This window comes from Streptomyces sp. NEAU-174 (genome assembly GCF_052665095.1).
The window spans coordinates 520468-537814 of sequence record NZ_JBQTCE010000008.1; the positions used below are offsets into that span (position 1 = coordinate 520468).

Below are 17347 nucleotides of genomic sequence, written 5' to 3' on the forward strand. Positions count from 1 at the left end.
GTCACTTCTCCGCGATCAGCGGGTTGACCATGGTGCGCAGGCGCTCCTCGCTGAGCGGCGTCAGAGCGCGGGCCGCGATCCTGCCCTCCCGGTCCAGCACGATCGTCGAGGGGATGGCCTGCGGGTTGAGGCTCCCCTTGGGGAAGCGCAGCATGAGCTTCCCGATCGGGTCGTACAGACTCGGATAGTCGACGCCGTATTCCTTCTCGAACCTGATCGCGGGAGCGCGGTTGGAGTCACGGGTGTTGATCCCGATGAACTGCACGCCCTTGGCCTTGGTGTCCTTGGCCACCTTGGCGAGGTTCGACGCCTCGGCCCGGCAGGGGGCGCACCAGGAGCCCCAGACGTTGAGGACCACGATCTTGCCCTTGTAGTCCGCCACGTCCAGCGGCTTGCCCTCCAGGCTCTTGCCCGAGAGCTGGGGCGCGTCCTTGCGGTTCTCCTTGGCGACGGTGTCCACGCCGCCCTTGCCCTGGACGAACTTGGTGTCGGCGGAGCCGCCCGAGGTGCCGCCCCCGCCGCAGGCGGTCAGGGACAGCGCGGCAACCGTGGCCCCGACGGCCAGCACGGTTGCGCGACGACGGGTCGCGAGGCCCCGAGGGGCACGGCAGGCACTCATGTGAAAAGTTTCGCATGGCCCTTTTGGGGATCTTCGCCACCCCCCTCCGGGCATCCCGCCAGGCCCCGCGGGGCCCCGCGCCCGACTCGCCCCTGGTGCGCCCCGCGCCCACCGGCGCCCTCAGCCGCCGTTCGCGCTCCACGCCTGGCCCACGCCGAGCCCGCGCAGATCGGCCAGGACCGCGGGGTCCTGTGCGTCCAGCCAGTCGGTGAGCTGCTTGAAGGAGACCAGCCGGACGTCCTTGTGCCGCTCGTCGGCCATGTGCTTGAGCGCCTCCTCGACGGCGTCCATATAGATACCGCCGTTCCACTGCTCGAAGTGGTTTCCGATGAAGAACGGGGCGCGATTGGTCTCATAGGCCCGCTTGAAACCGGCTATGTACGCCTCGGCGGCCTGCTTGCGCCAGCCCGGGTAGTTCGCGGGCGGCGCATTGGTGGAATTCTTCGACTGGTTCGCCAGGATGTTGTAGTCCATCGAGAGCACCTCGAAGGAGTGCCCGGGAAAGGGAATCTGCTGAAGCGGGAAGTCCCACACACCCTGCTTCTTCGACGGCCACACCTGAAGTCCGCCCGGCGAACTGGCGTCATAGCGCCAGCCGAGCTCCCGGGCGGTCGGCAGCAAATTGGTCTGCCCCTTCAGACATGGCGTGCGGCCGCCGATGAGCTCCTTGTGGTAATCGAAGGGCAGCGGATCCACATCGGTGAAGCGCGTATTCGTCTTCCACTCCGTGACGAAGGACATGGCCTGGTCGATCTCGGACTTCCACTGCGCGGACGTCCAGTTCTCCACCGAGCCGCTTCCGGAGCAGAAGTGGCCATTGAAATGGGTGCCGATCTCATGGCCCTCGAGCCACGCCTCGCGCACGTTCCGCAGCGTGGCCTTGATGTGGTCATCGGTGAGATAGCCGATGTCGGAGGCGCCCACCGGGTTGTTCGGCGGCCGGTAGAGCGACTTCTTCGACTCCGGAAGGCAGTAGATGCCGGAGAGGAAGAAGGTCATGGTCGCGCCGTGGTCCTCGGCCAGCTTGCGGAATCGCGGGAAGAGACCGTTACCGACCTCTCCCGCACCGTCCCACGAGAACACCACGAACTGCGGCGGCTTCTGCCCCGGTTCCAGCCGCTCCGGCTTCGGGGCCTCCTTACGCCGCTCACCGTGCGAAGTGGAGCCGTCACCGATCGGCTTCGCCTGGGTCGTCTTCGAGGGCTTCGGCGTACCGGATCCGGACCCCGAGGAACAGCCGGCGACGGCCAGTGATGCCGCCGCTCCCATACCAAGACCGAGGATCCCCCTCCGGCTGACCTCACGCATAACGTCCTCAATTCGCACTCGCCGTTCTGATTGCCCGGGGTGTCCGGACAACCCTGGAGATGGCGAGGCGAATAGCGAGGTTCCGAAAGAACGCGGTCAATTACACGGCGGACACAATGTCTCCATTCGGTGGCACACCGCATGCCCCAGCGGTCACCCCACGGCCATGTGCCCGTCACGAACATAGCGGGCCGCACACAGGCGGCCCGCACCCCCGACCCGGCCGCGGCCGGGCGCACCGCTCAGGCGCCGTAGCCCTTGGCGGCCCCCTTCACCGGCTTGGCGCCCGCGCGCAGATGAGGCGGAACGAGATCACGGGCCGGTTCGCTGTAGCCCACCGAGACGATCCGGTCGCCGCGGAAGGTGAAGCTGGTGAGGCTGGCCAGCGTGCACTGCCGCCTGCGCGGGTCGTGCCACAGCCGCCGCCGCTCCACGAAGCTGCGCACGATCCAGATCGGCAGCTGATGGCTGACGCACACCGCCTCGTGCCCGCGCGCGGTGTCCCGCGCCCGGCCCAGCGCCGCCATCATCCGCACCACCTGGTCGACATAGGGCTCACCCCAGGACGGGCGGAACGGGTTGGTGAGATGACGCCAGTTGCCCGGTTTGCGCAGCGCGCCGTCGCCGACCCCGAAGGTCTTGCCCTGGAAGACGTTGGCCGCCTCGATCAGCCGCTCGTCCGAGGCCACGTCCAGGCCGTGCGCCTTGGCGATCGGCGCCGCCGTCTCCTGCGCCCGCTCCAGCGGGGAGGCGACCACATGGGTGATGTCACGGTCGGCGAGGTGCTCGGCGACCCGGTCGGCCATCTGCCGCCCCAGCTCGGAGAGGTGGTAGCCGGGCAGCCTGCCGTAGAGCACCCCCTCCGGGTTGTGGACCTCGCCGTGGCGCATCACATGGACGACGGTGATGTCGTTCTCGCTCTGTGTCATGTCACCCATCATTCAGTGGCCTCGGCGGCGGCCCGCGCCGCCCCCGGCAGAGCCGCCGCCACCCGCTCCAGCGCCTTCTCGTCGTGCGTCGTGGAGACGAACCACGACTCGAAGGCGGACGGCGGGAGGTAGACGCCCTGGGACAGCATCGAATGGAAGAAGGCGGTGAAGCGGAACGCCTCCTGCGCCTTGGCCTTCGCGTAGTCGGTGACCTCGTCGGCGGTGAAGAAGACCGTGAACATGTTGCCCGCGGCCTGCACCCGGTGCGCCACGCCCTCCTTGGAGAGCGCCTCCGTCACCATGGCCCGCAGCCGCTCGGACGCCGCGTCGACCAGTCCGTACGCCGCGTCGTCCAGCAGCCGCAGCTGGGCGACGCCCGCAGCCGTGGCGACCGGGTTCCCGGACAGGGTGCCCGCCTGGTAGACCGGGCCGGCCGGGGCCAGCCGCTCCATGACGTCGGCGCGCCCGCCGAAGGCCGCGGCCGGGAAGCCACCGCCCATGACCTTGCCGAAGGTCATCAGGTCCGGCTCCACGCCGTCCAGCCCGAACCACCCGGCCCTGGAGACCCGGAAGCCGGTCATGACCTCGTCGGAGATGTAGAGCGCGCCATGCTCGGCGCAGAGCTGCTTGAGGCCCGCGTTGAACCCGGGCAGCGGCGGCACCACGCCCATGTTGCCCGGCGACGCCTCGGTGATCACACAGGCGATCTCCCCGGGGTGCGCGGCGAAGGCCGCCCGGACCGCCTCCAGGTCGTTGTACGGCAGCACCACGGTCTCCCCCGCCTGCGCTCCCGTCACCCCCGGAGTGTCCGGCAGCCCGAAGGTCGCCACCCCGGACCCGGCCGCGGCCAGCAGGGCGTCCACATGCCCGTGGTAGCAACCGGCGAACTTGATCACCTTCGACCGCCCGGTGAACCCACGGGCCAGCCGGATCGCCGACATCGTCGCCTCGGTGCCGGACGACACCAGGCGCACCTGCTCGACCGGGGCGACCCGCGCCACGATCTCCTCGGCGAGCTCGACCTCGCCCTCCCCCGGCGTGCCGAACGACGTACCGCGGGCGACGGCGGCCTGCACGGCCGCGGTGACCTCGGGGTGGGAATGGCCGAGGATCATCGGTCCCCACGAGCACACGAGGTCCACGTACTCGCGTCCGTCGGCGTCGGTGAGGTACGGACCGTCCCCGGACACCATGAAGCGGGGCGTACCTCCCACGGCGCGGAACGCCCGCACCGGAGAATTCACGCCGCCGGGCGTCACGGCGGCCGCGCGATCGAAAAGCGTCTGCGAAACTGGGGCTGCGTACGGATAGCTCACACAAGCCATGTTGTCAGAGGCGGACGTACTCCCGCGGCCGGGCGTTTCACAGCTCTATGGTGGGGGAGGTCTCTGTGAACAGAGATCGGGTTGCGCGGTAGTGGCCGCGAGTGGTCGGGTGGAGATATGCATCGCGGTGGCGAACTGGGTGAAGGGACTGACGACCGAGGCCCCGAGCGTGCCCGGCCCGGACGCCATCGGCGGGGCGAGGCGGGCAGGGCAGGCAGAAGCGGGGGCCGCATGGGGGTGACCTACAAGTACTTCGGTGCGCCGGACGGCGCCACCGCGGCCAGGGTCCCCATCTCCATGCGCCCCGAGGAGCTCGGCGGCGACGAGCTCGGCCACGGCATGTTCACGAAGATCAAGCCGGAGACGGTGGCGGCGATGGTCCTCACCGGTATCGAGGGCGTCCCGCTCCACAAGGTCCCCCCGCTCGAACTGGTCGTCCTGCACCCGGATTACGCCGTCGTCAAGCTCCCGATGACCGCCGTGGATCCGCTGCGCGGCGTGGGCGAGGAGGCCGTGGGCGCCGCGGCCTTCATCTGGTCCACGGTCCCCGACCGCGGCGGCCCCCGGGACGCCTTCACGGTCTATCAACTGCTGCACGAGTGGCAGGACTTCAGCCACCGGCTGCACGAGGCGGGGCACCAGCCGTACTGCCTCGTCTGGCCCTGACCTGGGGTTTCGTAGATGGCGGGCGGAGCTTTCGGGCTCCGCCCTCGTCATATGCCGGGAGGGAGCATCAGGCGGCCAGGGCATATGGGTCCGGGCGAGGGCACTGAAGTGCCCTCGCCGTCGGGTGTTCGTCGTCGCGGCGTTCAGCCGCGCAGTGGCTGTGCCAGTCGTTCCAGCAATCCGGCGACGAGTGCCGTCTGGGCGGGCACGGTGTCGGGGTAGATGAACTCGCCCTGGGCGTGGGCACCGTCGCCGACCGCGCCCATGCCGCACAGCACCGGCAGCCCGAGGGCGGCGACGAAGTTGGCGTCGCTGGCGCCGCCGACCGCGGTGTCGGCCAGGTCGCGGCCCTGTTCACGGGCGACCTCACGGGCGAGGCCGAGAAGCGGGACGGAGGCGGCGTTCAGGGTCATCGGCGGCCGGTTCCAGTCGCGGACGATGTCGATGGCCACGCGGGGGTCGCTGACCTTGATGGCGTCGAACTCGGCGTCGACACGGTCCTGCTCGGCCTGGCTGGTGACCCGGATGTCGATGCCGGCGGTGGCCTGCCCGGCGACGACGTTGGTGGCGCTGCCGCCCTTGATGAGCCCGGTGTTGATCGTGGTGCCCCTCTCGGGGGCGGCCATGGCCGCGGCGGCGAGGACGAACTCGGCCAGCGCGGTGATCGCGCTCGCCCCGTCCTGAGGCGCGAGCCCGGCGTGCGCCTCGATGCCGGTGGCGGTGGCCTGGAAGATCCCGGAGCCCTTGCGGGCGGTCTTGACGGCACCGTGCGCGGTCGGCTCCAGCACCAGCGTGACGTCGACCTTCCGTGCCACCTCCTCGATCACCGGACGGGAGGAGAGGGAGCCGATCTCCTCGTCGCCGTTGAAGAGAAAGGTGACGGTGGGGAGGGGTGTGCCGGTCTCCCTTGCCAGCTTCAGCGCCCAGATGCCCTGGGCCAGGCCGGTCTTCATGTCGAAGATGCCCGGTCCGCTGACCTTCTCCCTGCCGTCCGTCGCCGGCTGTTCCCAGCCGGCGAGGGTGCCGGTCGGCCATACGGTGTCGTAGTGGCCGACGAGCGCGACGTGCCCGGTGCCGGTGCCGGTGTAGGTCAGGGTGAGGGTGTCGCCGTACTCGCCGCCGGGGTAACGGTGCTCGTGGTCGGGCGGCCCGAGCCGGTGGACGGCCAGTTCCCGCAGGAGGTCCAGGCCCGCCGCGAGGCCGGAGAGGTCGTAGCTGCCGGTCTCTTGGCGGACGAGGCTCAGGATGTCGGTGACGATCTCCGGCGAAACCTCCTGGGCGCGGGCGGTGAGGGCGGGGGTGGGCGATGTGGTCATGACCGGCTTTCTCGTACGAAGATGGGAGGTGGCGTTGTTCGGTGGGGATGGGTTCGTTCGCCGGGGACGGGGTCAGCTGACGCCGAGGGGGATCCGGAGCAGGTACCAGACGACGAAGAAGGCGACCCAGACGATCCAGACCACGGCGGCTATCGGGATGGTGAAGGAGGCCAGCGTGCCGATGCCGGCGGACTTCCGGTACTGCTGGATGAAGCCGAGGGCCATCGCGAAGTACGGACTCATCGGGGTGACGCAGTTGGTGACCGAGTCGGCGACGCGGTAGATGGCCTGCGTGGTCTCCGGTTCGATGCCGACGAGCATCAGCATGGGCACGATGACGGGTGCTGCCAGCGCCCACAGGGCGGAGCCGCTGGTGATGACGAGGTTCATGAAGGTGATCAGCACGGCGACGCCGACCAGTACGGTCCAGCCGTTCAGCTGAAGGTCCTTCAAGGTCTCCGCGCCTTTGATGGCGAGGATGTCGCCGATGTTCGTCCACTTGAAGTAGGCGAGGAACTGGGAGATCGCGAAGAACAGGACGAGGATCGGGGCGTAGGTGCGGGTGCCCTCGGCCAGGGCTTCGACGATGTCGCGGGCGGCGCGGAAGGTACCGGCCGCCCGGCCGTAGACCCAGCCGACCAGGGTGAAGAACACGCACAGCACCAGCGACATGCCCGAGACCACCAGCGACTCGACGAGGGAGCCGCCCTTGCCGCGCAGCGGTGAGGACGCCGGGATCATGGCCGCCACGAGCAGCGCGACGAAGCCCAGGGCGACCAGTCCGGTGAGGCGCAGCGCGCGGCGCTGCTCCGGGGTGACCTCCATCGCCTTGACTTCGGCGGCGCTCAGCGCGGTGACCGGCTCATCGGGGTCCAGGTCCGAGCGCTTGGCGATGACCTTGTCGACGACGAGGGTGATCACCAGGGCGACCAGGACGGAGGAGGCGAGTGCGAAGAAGTAGTTGGCCACCGGGGTGACGGTGTAGTGGGAGTCGATGGTGCGGGCGGCGGCGGTGGAGATCGACGACAGCAAGGTGTCGGTCGTGGTGAGGGACGGCGAGGCGTCGTAGCCGGCGGAGATGGAGACGTAGGCGACGATGCAGCCGAGCACCGGGCTGCGGCCCGCCGCGCGGTAGATGAGCGCGCCGAGCGGGATGAGAGTGACGTAGGCGGCGTCGCCGGCGACGTGGGCGACCATCGCCGTCATCGACAGGGCGAAGGTGAGGTACCTGCCGGGCACCCGGGCGACCATGCGGCGCAGCAGGGTCGTGAACAGCCCGCTCGCCTCGGCTACGGCGATGCCGAAGCCCACGATGAGGATCGTGCCCAGCGGCGGAAAGGCCGCGAAGTTGTCGACGGCCCCTTCGACCATCGTCGTGAGCCCGGCCTGGCTGAGCAGGCTCTGCACCTTCAGGGTCTCGTGCGTCCCGGGGTTCACGGCGCTGACGCCATTCGCCGCCAGCACGGCGCTGAGGACGGCGACGACCCCGGCAAGTATCCAGAACAGCCAGAAGGGATTGGGCAGTTTGTTGCCAACTCTCTCGATCGCCGCGAAACCTCGGAACGCGGCGCGCAGGACTCTCGAGGGGGGCTCGGTCGGCTGGGGTTCGGTCGCGGTGGCACTCATGGCCTACCTCTTCACACATGAGGGGGACGTTCCCGCAAACCATCGCAGCGCTATGGGAGATTCACTAGACCTAGGAAGTAACATTGGGATTAAGTAGCAGTCTAATGTGTAGGAACATGACTCGCCCTCTGCTCGACGAGCTCGACCGGCGCCTCATCGGGGCGCTTCACCTGGCGCCCCGGGCCACCTGGGACGACATCGGTGCGATCCTGTCCGCCGACGCAAGCACCCTCAAACGCCGCTTCGACCGGCTGTACGAGGCCCGGATGGTCCGCGTGATCGGGCAGGCCGACTGGGGTATGCACTCCACGGCGATGCCGGTCCACGTCTTCCTGGACATCACCGGCGAAACCCCGCTCGCCGTCCTCGACCGGCTCCGCGCGCTCCCCCACTTGCAGCTCCTCGCGCAGATCTCCGGGGGCTACCCGCTCTACACCGTCGTCCACGCCCCTTCCGAGGCGGCGACCAGCGAGGCCATCGACCGGATGTTCTCGATCGCCGGGGTGCGCCGCGTCAACGCCCTGCCCGCGCTCCGCACCCTGCGCCGGGGCATCGCCTGGGACCCCCAATTCCTGACCGACACCGAACGGGCCGACCTGCTGAAGCTCGCCGGCGCCCACCCCGAAGGGACCGCGACCGCGACACCCCCCGCCAAACCCCTCAGCGAGGCCGAACGCACCGTGGTCGCCCAGCTGATACGGGACGGCCGGGCGTCTTCCGCGAGCATCGCCCGAGCCGCCGGTCTCGCCACCTCCACCGCGCACCGCGTTGTGCGCCGGGTCCTCGACGAGCGATGGGTCAAACCCCGGCTGGAGGTGGTGTCGGAGTGGCTGGGCTTCCAGACCTCCTTCGTGCTACGCCTGCGGGTCGCGCCTGGCCAGACCCCCGACGTCATGCGCCGCCTCGACCAGTTCCCCCAGACCCGGCTCGCCGTCCACGTCGCCAGCGACCTGTCCGTCCTGTGCTCCGGCATGGTCACCGACCGCTCCGCGCTGGCAGTCTTCATAGACAACGAGCTCGCCACGATCCCCGGCATCCTCGGCGTCAGCGTCGACGTCATGCTGGCCGAGCCTCGGCGCTACTGGCTGGACCGGGACCTGCTCTCGGGGCTCGGGGAGTTCCACGCGCCGACACTGCTGTAGATCACCGGGGCTCAACTGCCCGCGCGGTAAGGCCACATCGGGATGTGGTCGACGTCGTCATGGGCCGACCCTGGGCGGCCCCTGGGCCAACCCTGGGCCAACCCTGGGCGGGCCCTACCCTTCCCCCATGCTCATCGCACGTTCCATCGCTCTGTTCGCCGTGGCCGCGCTCCTGGAGATCGGCGGCGCCTGGCTCGTCTGGCAGGGCGTGCGTGAGCACAGGGGGTGGGCGTGGATCGGCGCCGGAGTCATCGCCCTTGGCGCCTACGGATTCGTGGCAACGCTCCAGCCGGACGCGGAGTTCGGTCGCATCCTCGCGGCGTACGGCGGCGTGTTCGTCGCCGGATCGCTCGCCTGGGGCATGGTCGCCGACGGCTACCGGCCCGACCGCTTCGATGTGCTCGGAGCGCTGATCTGTCTGGCCGGAGTCGCTGTGATCATGTACGTGCCTAGGAGGTAACCATCGGCCGGCCGTGGCCGCCCTTGCCCTCATGGTCGCCGTGGTGGTCCTTGCCCTGCTTGCCGTGGTCACCGTGGTGGTCGTCCTGCTCCTGCTCCGTGCCGAGGACGCAACCGGTGTCCGGGTCGATGAACACGGTCGTGATGGTGTGGTCGCACTCGACCTCCACGACCCACACCTGCTTGACCTCCTGCTTGTGCGGGTCCTTGTACTCGTCCTTGCGCTGCTTGTCCTTGCGCCGGTCGTCGTGGTGGCGCGGGTCCTTGCGGTCGTCCTTACGGTCGTCCTTGCGGCCGTCCTCGTGCTTGCCCTTGTGGTGCGGGTCATCTTCGGGGCAGTCCACCAGCTCGGCGCTGACCGCCTGGCCGCCGACCTCGCACTCGGCGATCTCGACCGCCTCGGCGAGCGTCACCGGGTCGTTCTTCTTCTGCTCCTGCTTCTTCTGCTCCTGGTGCTCCTGGCCGTGGCGCGCCTGGTCGTCGCCGTGGACGGGAACGGTGACGGGGCGGACGGCACCGCGGTCCTGGGCCTCCTCACCGGACTGGGCGGCCTGCTCCGGCTGAGCGGCCCGCTCCGGCTGCGCTACCTGCTCCGGCTGGGCTACCTGCTCGGGCTGAGCCGCCTGCTCCGGCTGCGCGGCCTGCTCGGGGCGCGCCGCGCTGCGGCCCTGCATACCGGGCCAGTACTTCCCGGTGGGGAAGTAGCGGGTCGGGTCCATACGGCCCTGGTCCTCGCGCTGGCCGTGCTCCTCCTTGCCGCTGTCCTCCTTACGGCTCTCCTCCTTGCCGGTGTCCTCCTCGCGGCTCTCCTCCTCGCGGCCCTCTTCCTCGCTGCCGCTGTCCTCGCGACCGCTGTCCACCTTCTCGTCGTACCGGCCGTGGTCCTCGCGCTGGCCGTGGTCCTCGCGCTGGCCGTGGTCCTCGCGCTCGTCGCTCTCCTCGCGCGGGTCGCTCTCCTTCTTCTCGTAACCCCCGCCCTCGTCGTGACGGCCCTCCTGGTCGTCCCGGGCGTGGTCGTCGTGGCGACCGCCGTTGGAGTCCTCGTGGCTGCTCGCCTCGTAGCGACCGTGCTCGTGCTGGTCCTTCTTGTCGTCGTAGCGCCCTTGCTCGTGGTCGCCCTTCTTGTCCTCGTGGCGGCCCTTCTTGTCCTCGTGACGGCCGTTCGGGTCCTTCGCCTCGTAGCGGCCGTGCTCGTGCTGATCCTTCTTGTCGTCGTGACGACCGTTCTCGTGGTTCTTCTTGTCCTCGTGACGCCCGCTCTCGTGGTTCCCCTTGTCGTGGTTCCCCTTGTTGTCACCGTGCGCCCGGTCCTGGGCACAGTGGTTGCCCTGCGACGAGTGCGGGTCGGGGGTGCTGGGCGAGGCCCAAGCGGTTCCCGGAGCACCGGTGACCAGAGCGGCCGCCGCGATGGCGCCCGCTGAGGCCACGCCCCAGCGTCGGAAAGAACGACGGGACCGCTGAAGGAATCTGCTCTGCTGGGTCATTACCTGAATTCACTCCTTGGGCATGGGTGCTCCAACTACCGGCGCCGCGCCGGACGAAGTGCACCCTTCCCCGAGCCCGAGAGCCCCTAGCGGATTCCTATCTTCAGTCCCCCGGTTGGAGGTAAATCGGGCCGTCATATCCTGCATATGGATCATGCGCACACACCACCGTCTGCGCCACGTCGCCTCTGGAGGGCCGATGACCACCCGTACCGCAGTGATCACCGGCGCGAGCAGCGGGATCGGAGCCGCGACCGCGCGCCGCCTGGCGGCCGCCGGATTCCGCGTCGTCCTCGCCGCCCGCCGTAAGGAGCGCATCGAGGCGCTCGCCGCCGAGCTGGCCGAGGCGGGGCACCAGGCCGAGGCGTACGTCCTGGACGTCACCGACCGCGCCGCCGTGGAGTCCTTCGCCGCCGGTCTGGACCGCTGCGACGTCCTGGTGAACAACGCGGGCGGCGCGGTCGGCGCCGAGACCGTGGCCACCGCCGACCCGGCCGACTGGCGGGCGATGTACGAGGTCAATGTGGTGGGCGTGCTCCAGGTGACCCAGGCGCTGCTGCCCGCCCTCACCGCCTCCGGCGACGGCACGATCGTCGTACTGTCCTCCACGGCGGGCCATGTGGCGTACGAGGGCGGCGGCGGTTACGTGGCGGCCAAGCACGGCGCCCACGCCATCGCGGCCACCCTGCGCCTGGAGCTGTGCGGTGAGCCGGTGCGGGTGATCGAGATCGCCCCGGGCATGGTCAGGACCGACGAGTTCGCGGTGAACCGCTACCGCGGCGACGAGAGCCAGGCCGCGGCCGTCTACGAGGGCGTGGCCGAGCCGCTGACCGCCGATGACGTGGCCGACACGGTCGAGTGGGCGGTTACCCGCCCCTCGCATGTGAACATCGACATGATGGTCATCCGCCCCCGCGCCCAGGCCGCCCAGCACAAGGTCCACCGCGAGCGCTGAGCCCGTCGCGTCCTCCCTCGTCCTCCACAGCTCCTCACCGCCCTCCGCGACAGGCCTGCCGCGACAGCCCGCCGTCCCCCGTTCGGCTCAATGCGTATGCGCCGTCCCGGGGGCGCTCCGATGCTGGGAGCGGCCGTCACCTCGCGGTGGAGCGGAGGCGTCATGCGGATTGTCGTCGATCTCAACCGGTGCCAGGGCTACGCGCAGTGCGCCTTCCTCGCGCCGGACGTGTTCGCGATGCACGGGGAGGAGGCGCTGCTGTACGACGCGCGGCCGGACGACGCGCGGCGCGCGGATGTGCTGCGGGCGGTGGCGGCGTGCCCGGTCAGGGCCATCACCGTGGAGGGCGCGGGCGGCAGGTGGACGGCGGACCGGGCGGGTGCCTCCGATGGCGCTTGACGGCTCCCTGGAGCGGCTCAGGCGCGAGGGCCGCATCGTCGTCGTGGGTGCCTCCCTGGCGGGGCTGCGGGCCGCCGAGACGCTCCGGGAGGAGGGCTTCACCGGCACGCTCACCATGATCGGTGACGAGCCGTACGAGCCGTACGACCGCCCGCCGCTGTCCAAGCAGGTCCTGCTCGGCCTGGTGCCGGTCGACCAAACGGTCCTCCCCCGCCGCCGTGCGCTCGACGCGCGGTGGCGGCTGGGCGTCGCCGCGACCGCGCTGGACATGGCGGCCAAGCGGGTGGCGCTCGCCGATGGCACCTCGGTGGAGTACGACCGGCTGCTGATCGCCACCGGTGTGCGCTCCCGTCCGTGGCCGAACGAACTGGAGGCCGGCCTGGACGGCGTCTTCGTGCTGCGGACCACGGACGACGCCGCCCGGCTGGTCAACCGGCTGCGGGCCGGACCCCGCCGGGTGCTGGTGATCGGTGCCGGGTTCACCGGCTCGGAGATCGCCTCCGTCTGCCGGGAGCGGGAACTGCCCGTCACGGTCGCAGAACGCGGCCCGGCTCCCCTGGTGGGCGCCCTGGGCGGCGTGATCGGCGAGGTGGCCGCCGAGCTTCAGCACCAGTACGGCGTCGATCTGCGCTGCGGTGTGATGGTGACCGGGCTGGAGGGCGACGGCGCGGGCAGGCTGCGGCGGGCCCACTTCTCCGACGGCGCCGCGCTGGACGCGGAGGTGGCCGTCGTCGTCCTGGGGGCGACGCGTAACACCGAATGGCTCGCGGGCTCCGGACTGGCCGCCGGGCCGCGCGGGATCGCCTGCGACGCGGGCTGCCGGGCCTTCGACGTACGGGGCATCGTCTCCGACGACGTCTTCGTCGCGGGGGACGTGGCCCGCTCCCCGCATCCGCTGTTCGGGTACCAGTTCCTGTCCCTGGAGCACTGGGGCAACGCGGTCGCGCAGGCCGAGGTCGCGGCCCACAACATGATCAGCCCCGGTGAGCGGCGCCGCCCGCATCTGTGGACGCCGTACTTCTGGTCGGCCCAGTTCGGCGTCAACATCAAGTCCGTCGGGGTGCCGAACATGGCCGACCAGATCCTCGTCGGCCAGGGGTCGCTGAGCGAGCACCGCTTCACCGCGGCCTACGGCTACCAGGGCCGCGTCATCGCCGCCGTCGCCTTCGACCAGGCCAAATGGCTGGAGTTCTACCAGCGGCAGATCGAGCAGGCGGCGCCCTTCCCGCTGCCGTTCACCACCGTCGACCGGCGGACCGAGGGCATGCGGCCGGTGCCGGCCGGGTTCCCCGACCCCTCGGTGCCCACCCACGGCCCCGAGGTCACCGTCAGCGGCCACTCCCCGACCGACCAGCGCGTCACGTTCACCCCCGCCTGACGCGGGCGCCACGCGCGCCACCCGCGCCACCCGCGCCGCCTCGGCCCCCGCCCGACGCGGACACCACCGGCACCGCACCCGGAAGGAGCATCGCCATGACGTCGGTCGCACTCCTGGGCCAGATCCTCGACCACGCCAACCGCGCCGACCCGTACCCGCTGTACGCCGAGCTCCGCAGGACCCCCGTGGTGCGGGACGAGTCCGGCCCCTACCTGGTCAGCACCTACTGGGAGATCCACGGCCTGCTCCACGACCCCAGGGTCAGCTCCGACGTCCGCCATCTCGCCCCCGGGGCGCGAACCCTCGCCGGCACCGACGACCCCGACCTGCCGCCGAGCTTCATCCGGCTCGACCCGCCCGACCACGACCGGCTGCGCCGGCTGATCATGCGGACGTACGGCCCTCCGCACACCCCCCGGCGGGTCTACGACCTGCGCGGCGAGATCTCCGGAATCGTCTCCGGCCTCATCGACCGCTTCCAGGGGCGGGACCGGATCGACCTGGTCGAGGACTTCTCCTACCCCTTCCCCGTGACCGTGATCTGCCGTCTGCTCGGCGTCCCCCCGGAGGACGAGCAGCGCTTCCACGGCTGGGCCGACACCGTGGCCACCGCCCTCGAGCCGCCCTCCGGCACGCCCGAGGAGCAACAGGCCCACCAGGAGGCCATCCGGGACGCCCGGCACCAGCTCGCCGCCTATCTCTCCGGTCTGATCGAGCAGCGCCGCCGCGCGCCCCGGGACGACATGATCTCCGGCCTGGCCACCGAGCGCGGGACCGACGAGAGTCCGATGTCCCTGTCCGAGATGCTCAGCAATCTGACGCTGCTGCTGATCGCCGGCCATGAGACCACCGTCAACCTGATCACCAACGGGATGCTCACCCTGCTGCGCCACCCCGACGCCCTCAAGCAGCTGCGCGAGGACCCCGAGATGATCTATCCGTTGGTGGAGGAGCTGCTGCGGTTCGAACCGCCCGTACAGCTGCTGCCCGAGCGCACCACGCTCGACGACATCGAGATCGGCGGCACCACCATCCCCAAGGGCGCCTCCCTGTGGCTCGTCCCGGCCTCGGGGAACCGGGACCCCCACCGCTTCCCCGAGCCGGACCGCTTCCTCCCCGACCGCCCGGACAACCAGCACTTCGGCTTCGGCAGCGGCATCCACAACTGCATCGGCTCGCCCCTGGCCCGCCTCGAGGCGCAGGCCGCCCTGACCGAACTCGTCCGCCGGCTGGACAACCCGCGCCTCGTCGAGGACCCGCCCCCGTACCGCCGGAACGCCGTCCTCAGAGGCCCGCGGCACCTGGCCGTCGCCTACGACGGCCTGAAGCGCTAGCGGGCCGCAAGCGATGAAGCTGTGTCTCAGCCCTTCACGCACACCACCTGCTTGAGCCGCGCCACCACCTCGACGAGGTCCCGCTGCTGGTCGATGACCTTCTCGATCGGCTTGTAGGCCCCCGGGATCTCGTCCACGACGCCGGAGTCCTTACGGCACTCCACACCCCGCGTCTGCTCCGCCAGGTCCTGGGCCGAGAAGCGCTTCTTCGCCGCGTTACGGCTCATCTTCCGGCCCGCTCCGTGCGAGGCCGAGTTGAACGACGCCTCGTTCCCCAGACCGCGCACGATGTACGAACCGGTGCCCATGGAGCCCGGGATGATCCCGTAATCCCCGCTCCCGGCGCGGATGGCGCCCTTACGGGTCACGAGAAGGTCCATGCCCTCGTAGCGCTCCTCTGCCACGTAGTTGTGGTGGCAGCTGATCACCGGCTCGAAGACCGGGCGGGCCTTCTTGAACTCCTTGCGCACCACGTCCTGGAAGAGCGCCATCATGATCGCGCGGTTGTACTTCGCGTACTCCTGCGCCCAGAAGAGATCGTGCCGGTACGCGGCCATCTGCGGGGTGTCCGCGATGAAGACGGCCAGGTCGCGGTCGACCAGATTCTGGTTGTGGGGCAGCTTCCGGGCCTCGCCGATGTGGTACTCGGCGAGCTCCTTACCGATGTTGCGGGAGCCGGAGTGCAGCATCAGCCAGACCGAGCCCTCGTCATCGAGACAGAACTCGATGAAGTGGTTTCCGGATCCGAGCGAACCCATCTGCTTGACGGCCCGCTCCTGGCGGAACCTGACCGCCTGGGCCACTCCCCCGAACCGGTTCCAGAAGTCGTCCCACCCCGTGGTCGGAAACGCGTGCAGCCGCCCCGGGTCCACCGGGTCGTCGTGCATACCGCGCCCCACCGGGATCGCCTGCTCGATCCGGGACCGCAGCCGCGAGAGATCCCCCGGAAGGTCGTCGGCGGTCAGCGACGTCTTGACGGCCGACATCCCGCAGCCGATGTCCACCCCGACCGCCGCCGGGCACACCGCGCCCTGCATCGCGATCACCGAGCCGACCGTGGCACCCTTCCCGTAATGCACATCCGGCATCACGGCGAGGCCCTTGATCCAGGGCAGCGTGGACACATTGCGCAGCTGCTGCATGGCCACGCCCTCGACCGTCGCGGGGTCGGTCCACATCCGGATCGGCACCTGCGCGCCGGGCACCTCGACATACGACATGATGTACTCATTCCCCCGTAAAAGACTGAAAACGCAAAAGCCGGGCCAATGCCCCATAGACGGCGGGCGACCGGCAGGCACGGCAGTGCGTGCGATAGACATTGTGTCCAGCCTCCGCCTACGGGCGGCAAGGAGTTTTCCGTCGCTCGAAGGGACACCGACAGTGCAGCCAGCGCAGCGAAGGGCGTACGGACGGCGGGCCACCCCGGCCGTCGCCGTGCTCATCACCGTGCTCGCCGCCGCGGGGCTCGGCGGATGCACCGGCTCCGATTCGACGGCCGACCCGGACGACGGCGCCTCCGGCGACTCCGGGACGGCCGTCTCGGCCGAGCCCGGCCGCTACCGGACCCTGCCCGAGGCATGCGGCGCGGTGAGCCGCAAGACCCTCCAGGCCCTGCTGCCCGGCGCCGAGCAGGACGACAAGGTGTACGACGGCCAGGCGGCCGTGACGTATGACATAGACCGCCGGGACGGCTGCCGCTGGAAGGTCGAGACCACGAGCGGCACGCGCTATCTCACGATCGACTTCCAGCGGGTGGTCTCGTACGACCCCTCGGTCAGTGATGACGACCGGGCCCAGGAGACGTACGAGAAGAAGGCCGTCGCCGCCGATATCCCGGACGCCACGAGTCCTCCTCCGTCAAGCCCCTCCGACTCGGAGAGCGGCTCGGAGAGCGGCTCAGGCGACGCGGGCGGCTCCTCCGCCTCCGCGAGTTCGAGCGCCGATGAGCCCGGTAAGAGCAGCAAGGGCGACAAGGGCGACGAAGCCGGTAAGGGCGACAAGACCGACGAGGGGGGCGAAAGCACCGATAGTCCCTCCGCGGGCGCCGATGCGAGCGGCGGAAGTGACGAAAGTGACACCGCCTCGGAGGACACCGCCCCGCGCCGGCTGGACGACCTCGGTGACGACGCCTTTCTCAACGACCAACTGATCACCAAGGACTCGGGTATCCACCGCGACATCACCGTCGTGTTCCGGTCCTCGAATGTGATTGCCACCATTGAGTACGACCAGTGGACGACCGACAAGAAGCACATTCCCAGCAGCCAGGAACTCCAGGAAAACGCCCAGGACTTGGCCGATGAACTGACCGGTCGCCTCAACGAATAACGGGTCCTCGCCGCAGCCCCGCGAGCACCCCGTCCCCACCCCGCGGAGACCTCGGAAATTGGGACGCCCGCGCGTC

General features: G+C 70.1%; 16 protein-coding genes. 8 read left to right on the forward strand and 8 right to left on the reverse strand.

Annotated features, from left to right (window positions below):
- Position 1: 1 nt before the first annotated feature.
- From ACT2CW_RS25635 to hemL, 4 genes are all read right to left on the reverse strand, one after another.
- Complete coding sequence (locus ACT2CW_RS25635) at positions 2-619, reverse strand: TlpA family protein disulfide reductase (protein WP_445518383.1); 618 nt, start codon at positions 617-619, stop codon at positions 2-4.
- A 120-nt stretch (positions 620-739) separates the two neighbouring features.
- Positions 740-1927 carry a hypothetical protein gene (locus tag ACT2CW_RS25640; RefSeq protein ID WP_164433331.1) on the reverse strand — a complete coding sequence of 396 codons (1188 nt, stop codon included), beginning with the start codon at positions 1925-1927 and terminating at the stop codon, positions 740-742.
- Positions 1928-2169: 242 nt separating this feature from the next.
- Complete coding sequence (locus tag ACT2CW_RS25645; RefSeq protein WP_182467490.1) at positions 2170-2856, reverse strand: histidine phosphatase family protein; 687 nt, start codon at positions 2854-2856, stop codon at positions 2170-2172.
- 8 nt (positions 2857-2864) lie between these two features.
- The gene (hemL, locus tag ACT2CW_RS25650) at positions 2865-4181 is read right to left on the reverse strand and encodes a glutamate-1-semialdehyde 2,1-aminomutase (protein WP_445518384.1); all 1317 of its coding nucleotides are present in this window, start codon (positions 4179-4181) and stop codon (positions 2865-2867) included.
- A 117-nt stretch (positions 4182-4298) separates the two neighbouring features.
- Between hemL and ACT2CW_RS25655 the strand changes: the two genes are divergently transcribed.
- The gene (locus ACT2CW_RS25655; RefSeq protein WP_445518385.1) at positions 4299-4847 is read left to right on the forward strand and encodes a hypothetical protein; all 549 of its coding nucleotides are present in this window, start codon (positions 4299-4301) and stop codon (positions 4845-4847) included.
- 143 nt (positions 4848-4990) lie between these two features.
- Here ACT2CW_RS25655 and ACT2CW_RS25660 read toward each other — a convergent pair whose 3' ends face one another.
- On the reverse strand, positions 4991-6163 hold the full coding sequence (locus ACT2CW_RS25660; RefSeq protein WP_445518386.1) for a M20 family metallopeptidase: 1173 nt from the start codon (positions 6161-6163) through the stop codon (positions 4991-4993).
- A gap of 72 nt (positions 6164-6235) precedes the next feature.
- Positions 6236-7789, reverse strand: coding sequence for an AbgT family transporter (locus ACT2CW_RS25665; protein WP_445518387.1), 1554 nt, complete (start codon positions 7787-7789; stop codon positions 6236-6238).
- Between the two features lie 116 nt (positions 7790-7905).
- Between ACT2CW_RS25665 and ACT2CW_RS25670 the strand changes: the two genes are divergently transcribed.
- Both ACT2CW_RS25670 and ACT2CW_RS25675 read left to right on the forward strand, forming a co-directional pair.
- Positions 7906-8931 (forward strand): AsnC family transcriptional regulator, encoded by a 1026-nt coding sequence (locus ACT2CW_RS25670; RefSeq protein WP_445518388.1) that lies wholly within the window; start codon positions 7906-7908, stop codon positions 8929-8931.
- A 127-nt stretch (positions 8932-9058) separates the two neighbouring features.
- Positions 9059-9391 carry a YnfA family protein gene (locus tag ACT2CW_RS25675; RefSeq protein ID WP_020869425.1) on the forward strand — a complete coding sequence of 111 codons (333 nt, stop codon included), beginning with the start codon at positions 9059-9061 and terminating at the stop codon, positions 9389-9391.
- Here the strand turns inward: ACT2CW_RS25675 and ACT2CW_RS25680 are convergent.
- Positions 9381-10817 carry a hypothetical protein gene (locus ACT2CW_RS25680; RefSeq protein WP_445518389.1) on the reverse strand — a complete coding sequence of 479 codons (1437 nt, stop codon included), beginning with the start codon at positions 10815-10817 and terminating at the stop codon, positions 9381-9383. The two genes, ACT2CW_RS25675 and ACT2CW_RS25680, sit on opposite strands and share 11 nt — an antisense overlap.
- A 256-nt stretch (positions 10818-11073) precedes the next feature.
- Between ACT2CW_RS25680 and ACT2CW_RS25685 the strand changes: the two genes are divergently transcribed.
- The 4 genes from ACT2CW_RS25685 to ACT2CW_RS25700 all read left to right on the forward strand — a co-directional run bounded on the left by ACT2CW_RS25685 (position 11074) and on the right by ACT2CW_RS25700 (position 14940).
- A complete protein-coding gene (locus tag ACT2CW_RS25685) occupies positions 11074-11829 on the forward strand; it encodes an SDR family NAD(P)-dependent oxidoreductase (protein WP_445518390.1) in 756 nt (251 codons plus the stop codon).
- A 162-nt stretch (positions 11830-11991) separates the two neighbouring features.
- Positions 11992-12228, forward strand: a complete 237-nt coding sequence (locus ACT2CW_RS25690) for a ferredoxin (protein ID WP_182467495.1) — start codon at positions 11992-11994, stop codon at positions 12226-12228.
- Positions 12218-13606 (forward strand): NAD(P)/FAD-dependent oxidoreductase, encoded by a 1389-nt coding sequence (locus tag ACT2CW_RS25695; RefSeq protein WP_445518391.1) that lies wholly within the window; start codon positions 12218-12220, stop codon positions 13604-13606. The genes ACT2CW_RS25690 and ACT2CW_RS25695 overlap by 11 nt, the downstream gene beginning before the upstream one ends.
- A gap of 95 nt (positions 13607-13701) precedes the next feature.
- Positions 13702-14940 (forward strand): cytochrome P450, encoded by a 1239-nt coding sequence (locus ACT2CW_RS25700; protein ID WP_445518392.1) that lies wholly within the window; start codon positions 13702-13704, stop codon positions 14938-14940.
- 26 nt (positions 14941-14966) lie between these two features.
- Here the strand turns inward: ACT2CW_RS25700 and ACT2CW_RS25705 are convergent, their stop codons facing one another.
- The gene (locus ACT2CW_RS25705; RefSeq protein WP_164433353.1) at positions 14967-16160 is read right to left on the reverse strand and encodes an RtcB family protein; all 1194 of its coding nucleotides are present in this window, start codon (positions 16158-16160) and stop codon (positions 14967-14969) included.
- A gap of 163 nt (positions 16161-16323) precedes the next feature.
- Here ACT2CW_RS25705 and ACT2CW_RS25710 point away from each other — a divergent pair, with 163 nt between their 5' ends.
- Positions 16324-17271: a DUF3558 domain-containing protein gene (locus tag ACT2CW_RS25710; RefSeq protein WP_445518393.1), complete on the forward strand. Its 948-nt coding sequence runs from the start codon at positions 16324-16326 to the stop codon at positions 17269-17271.
- Positions 17272-17347 lie beyond the last annotated feature (76 nt).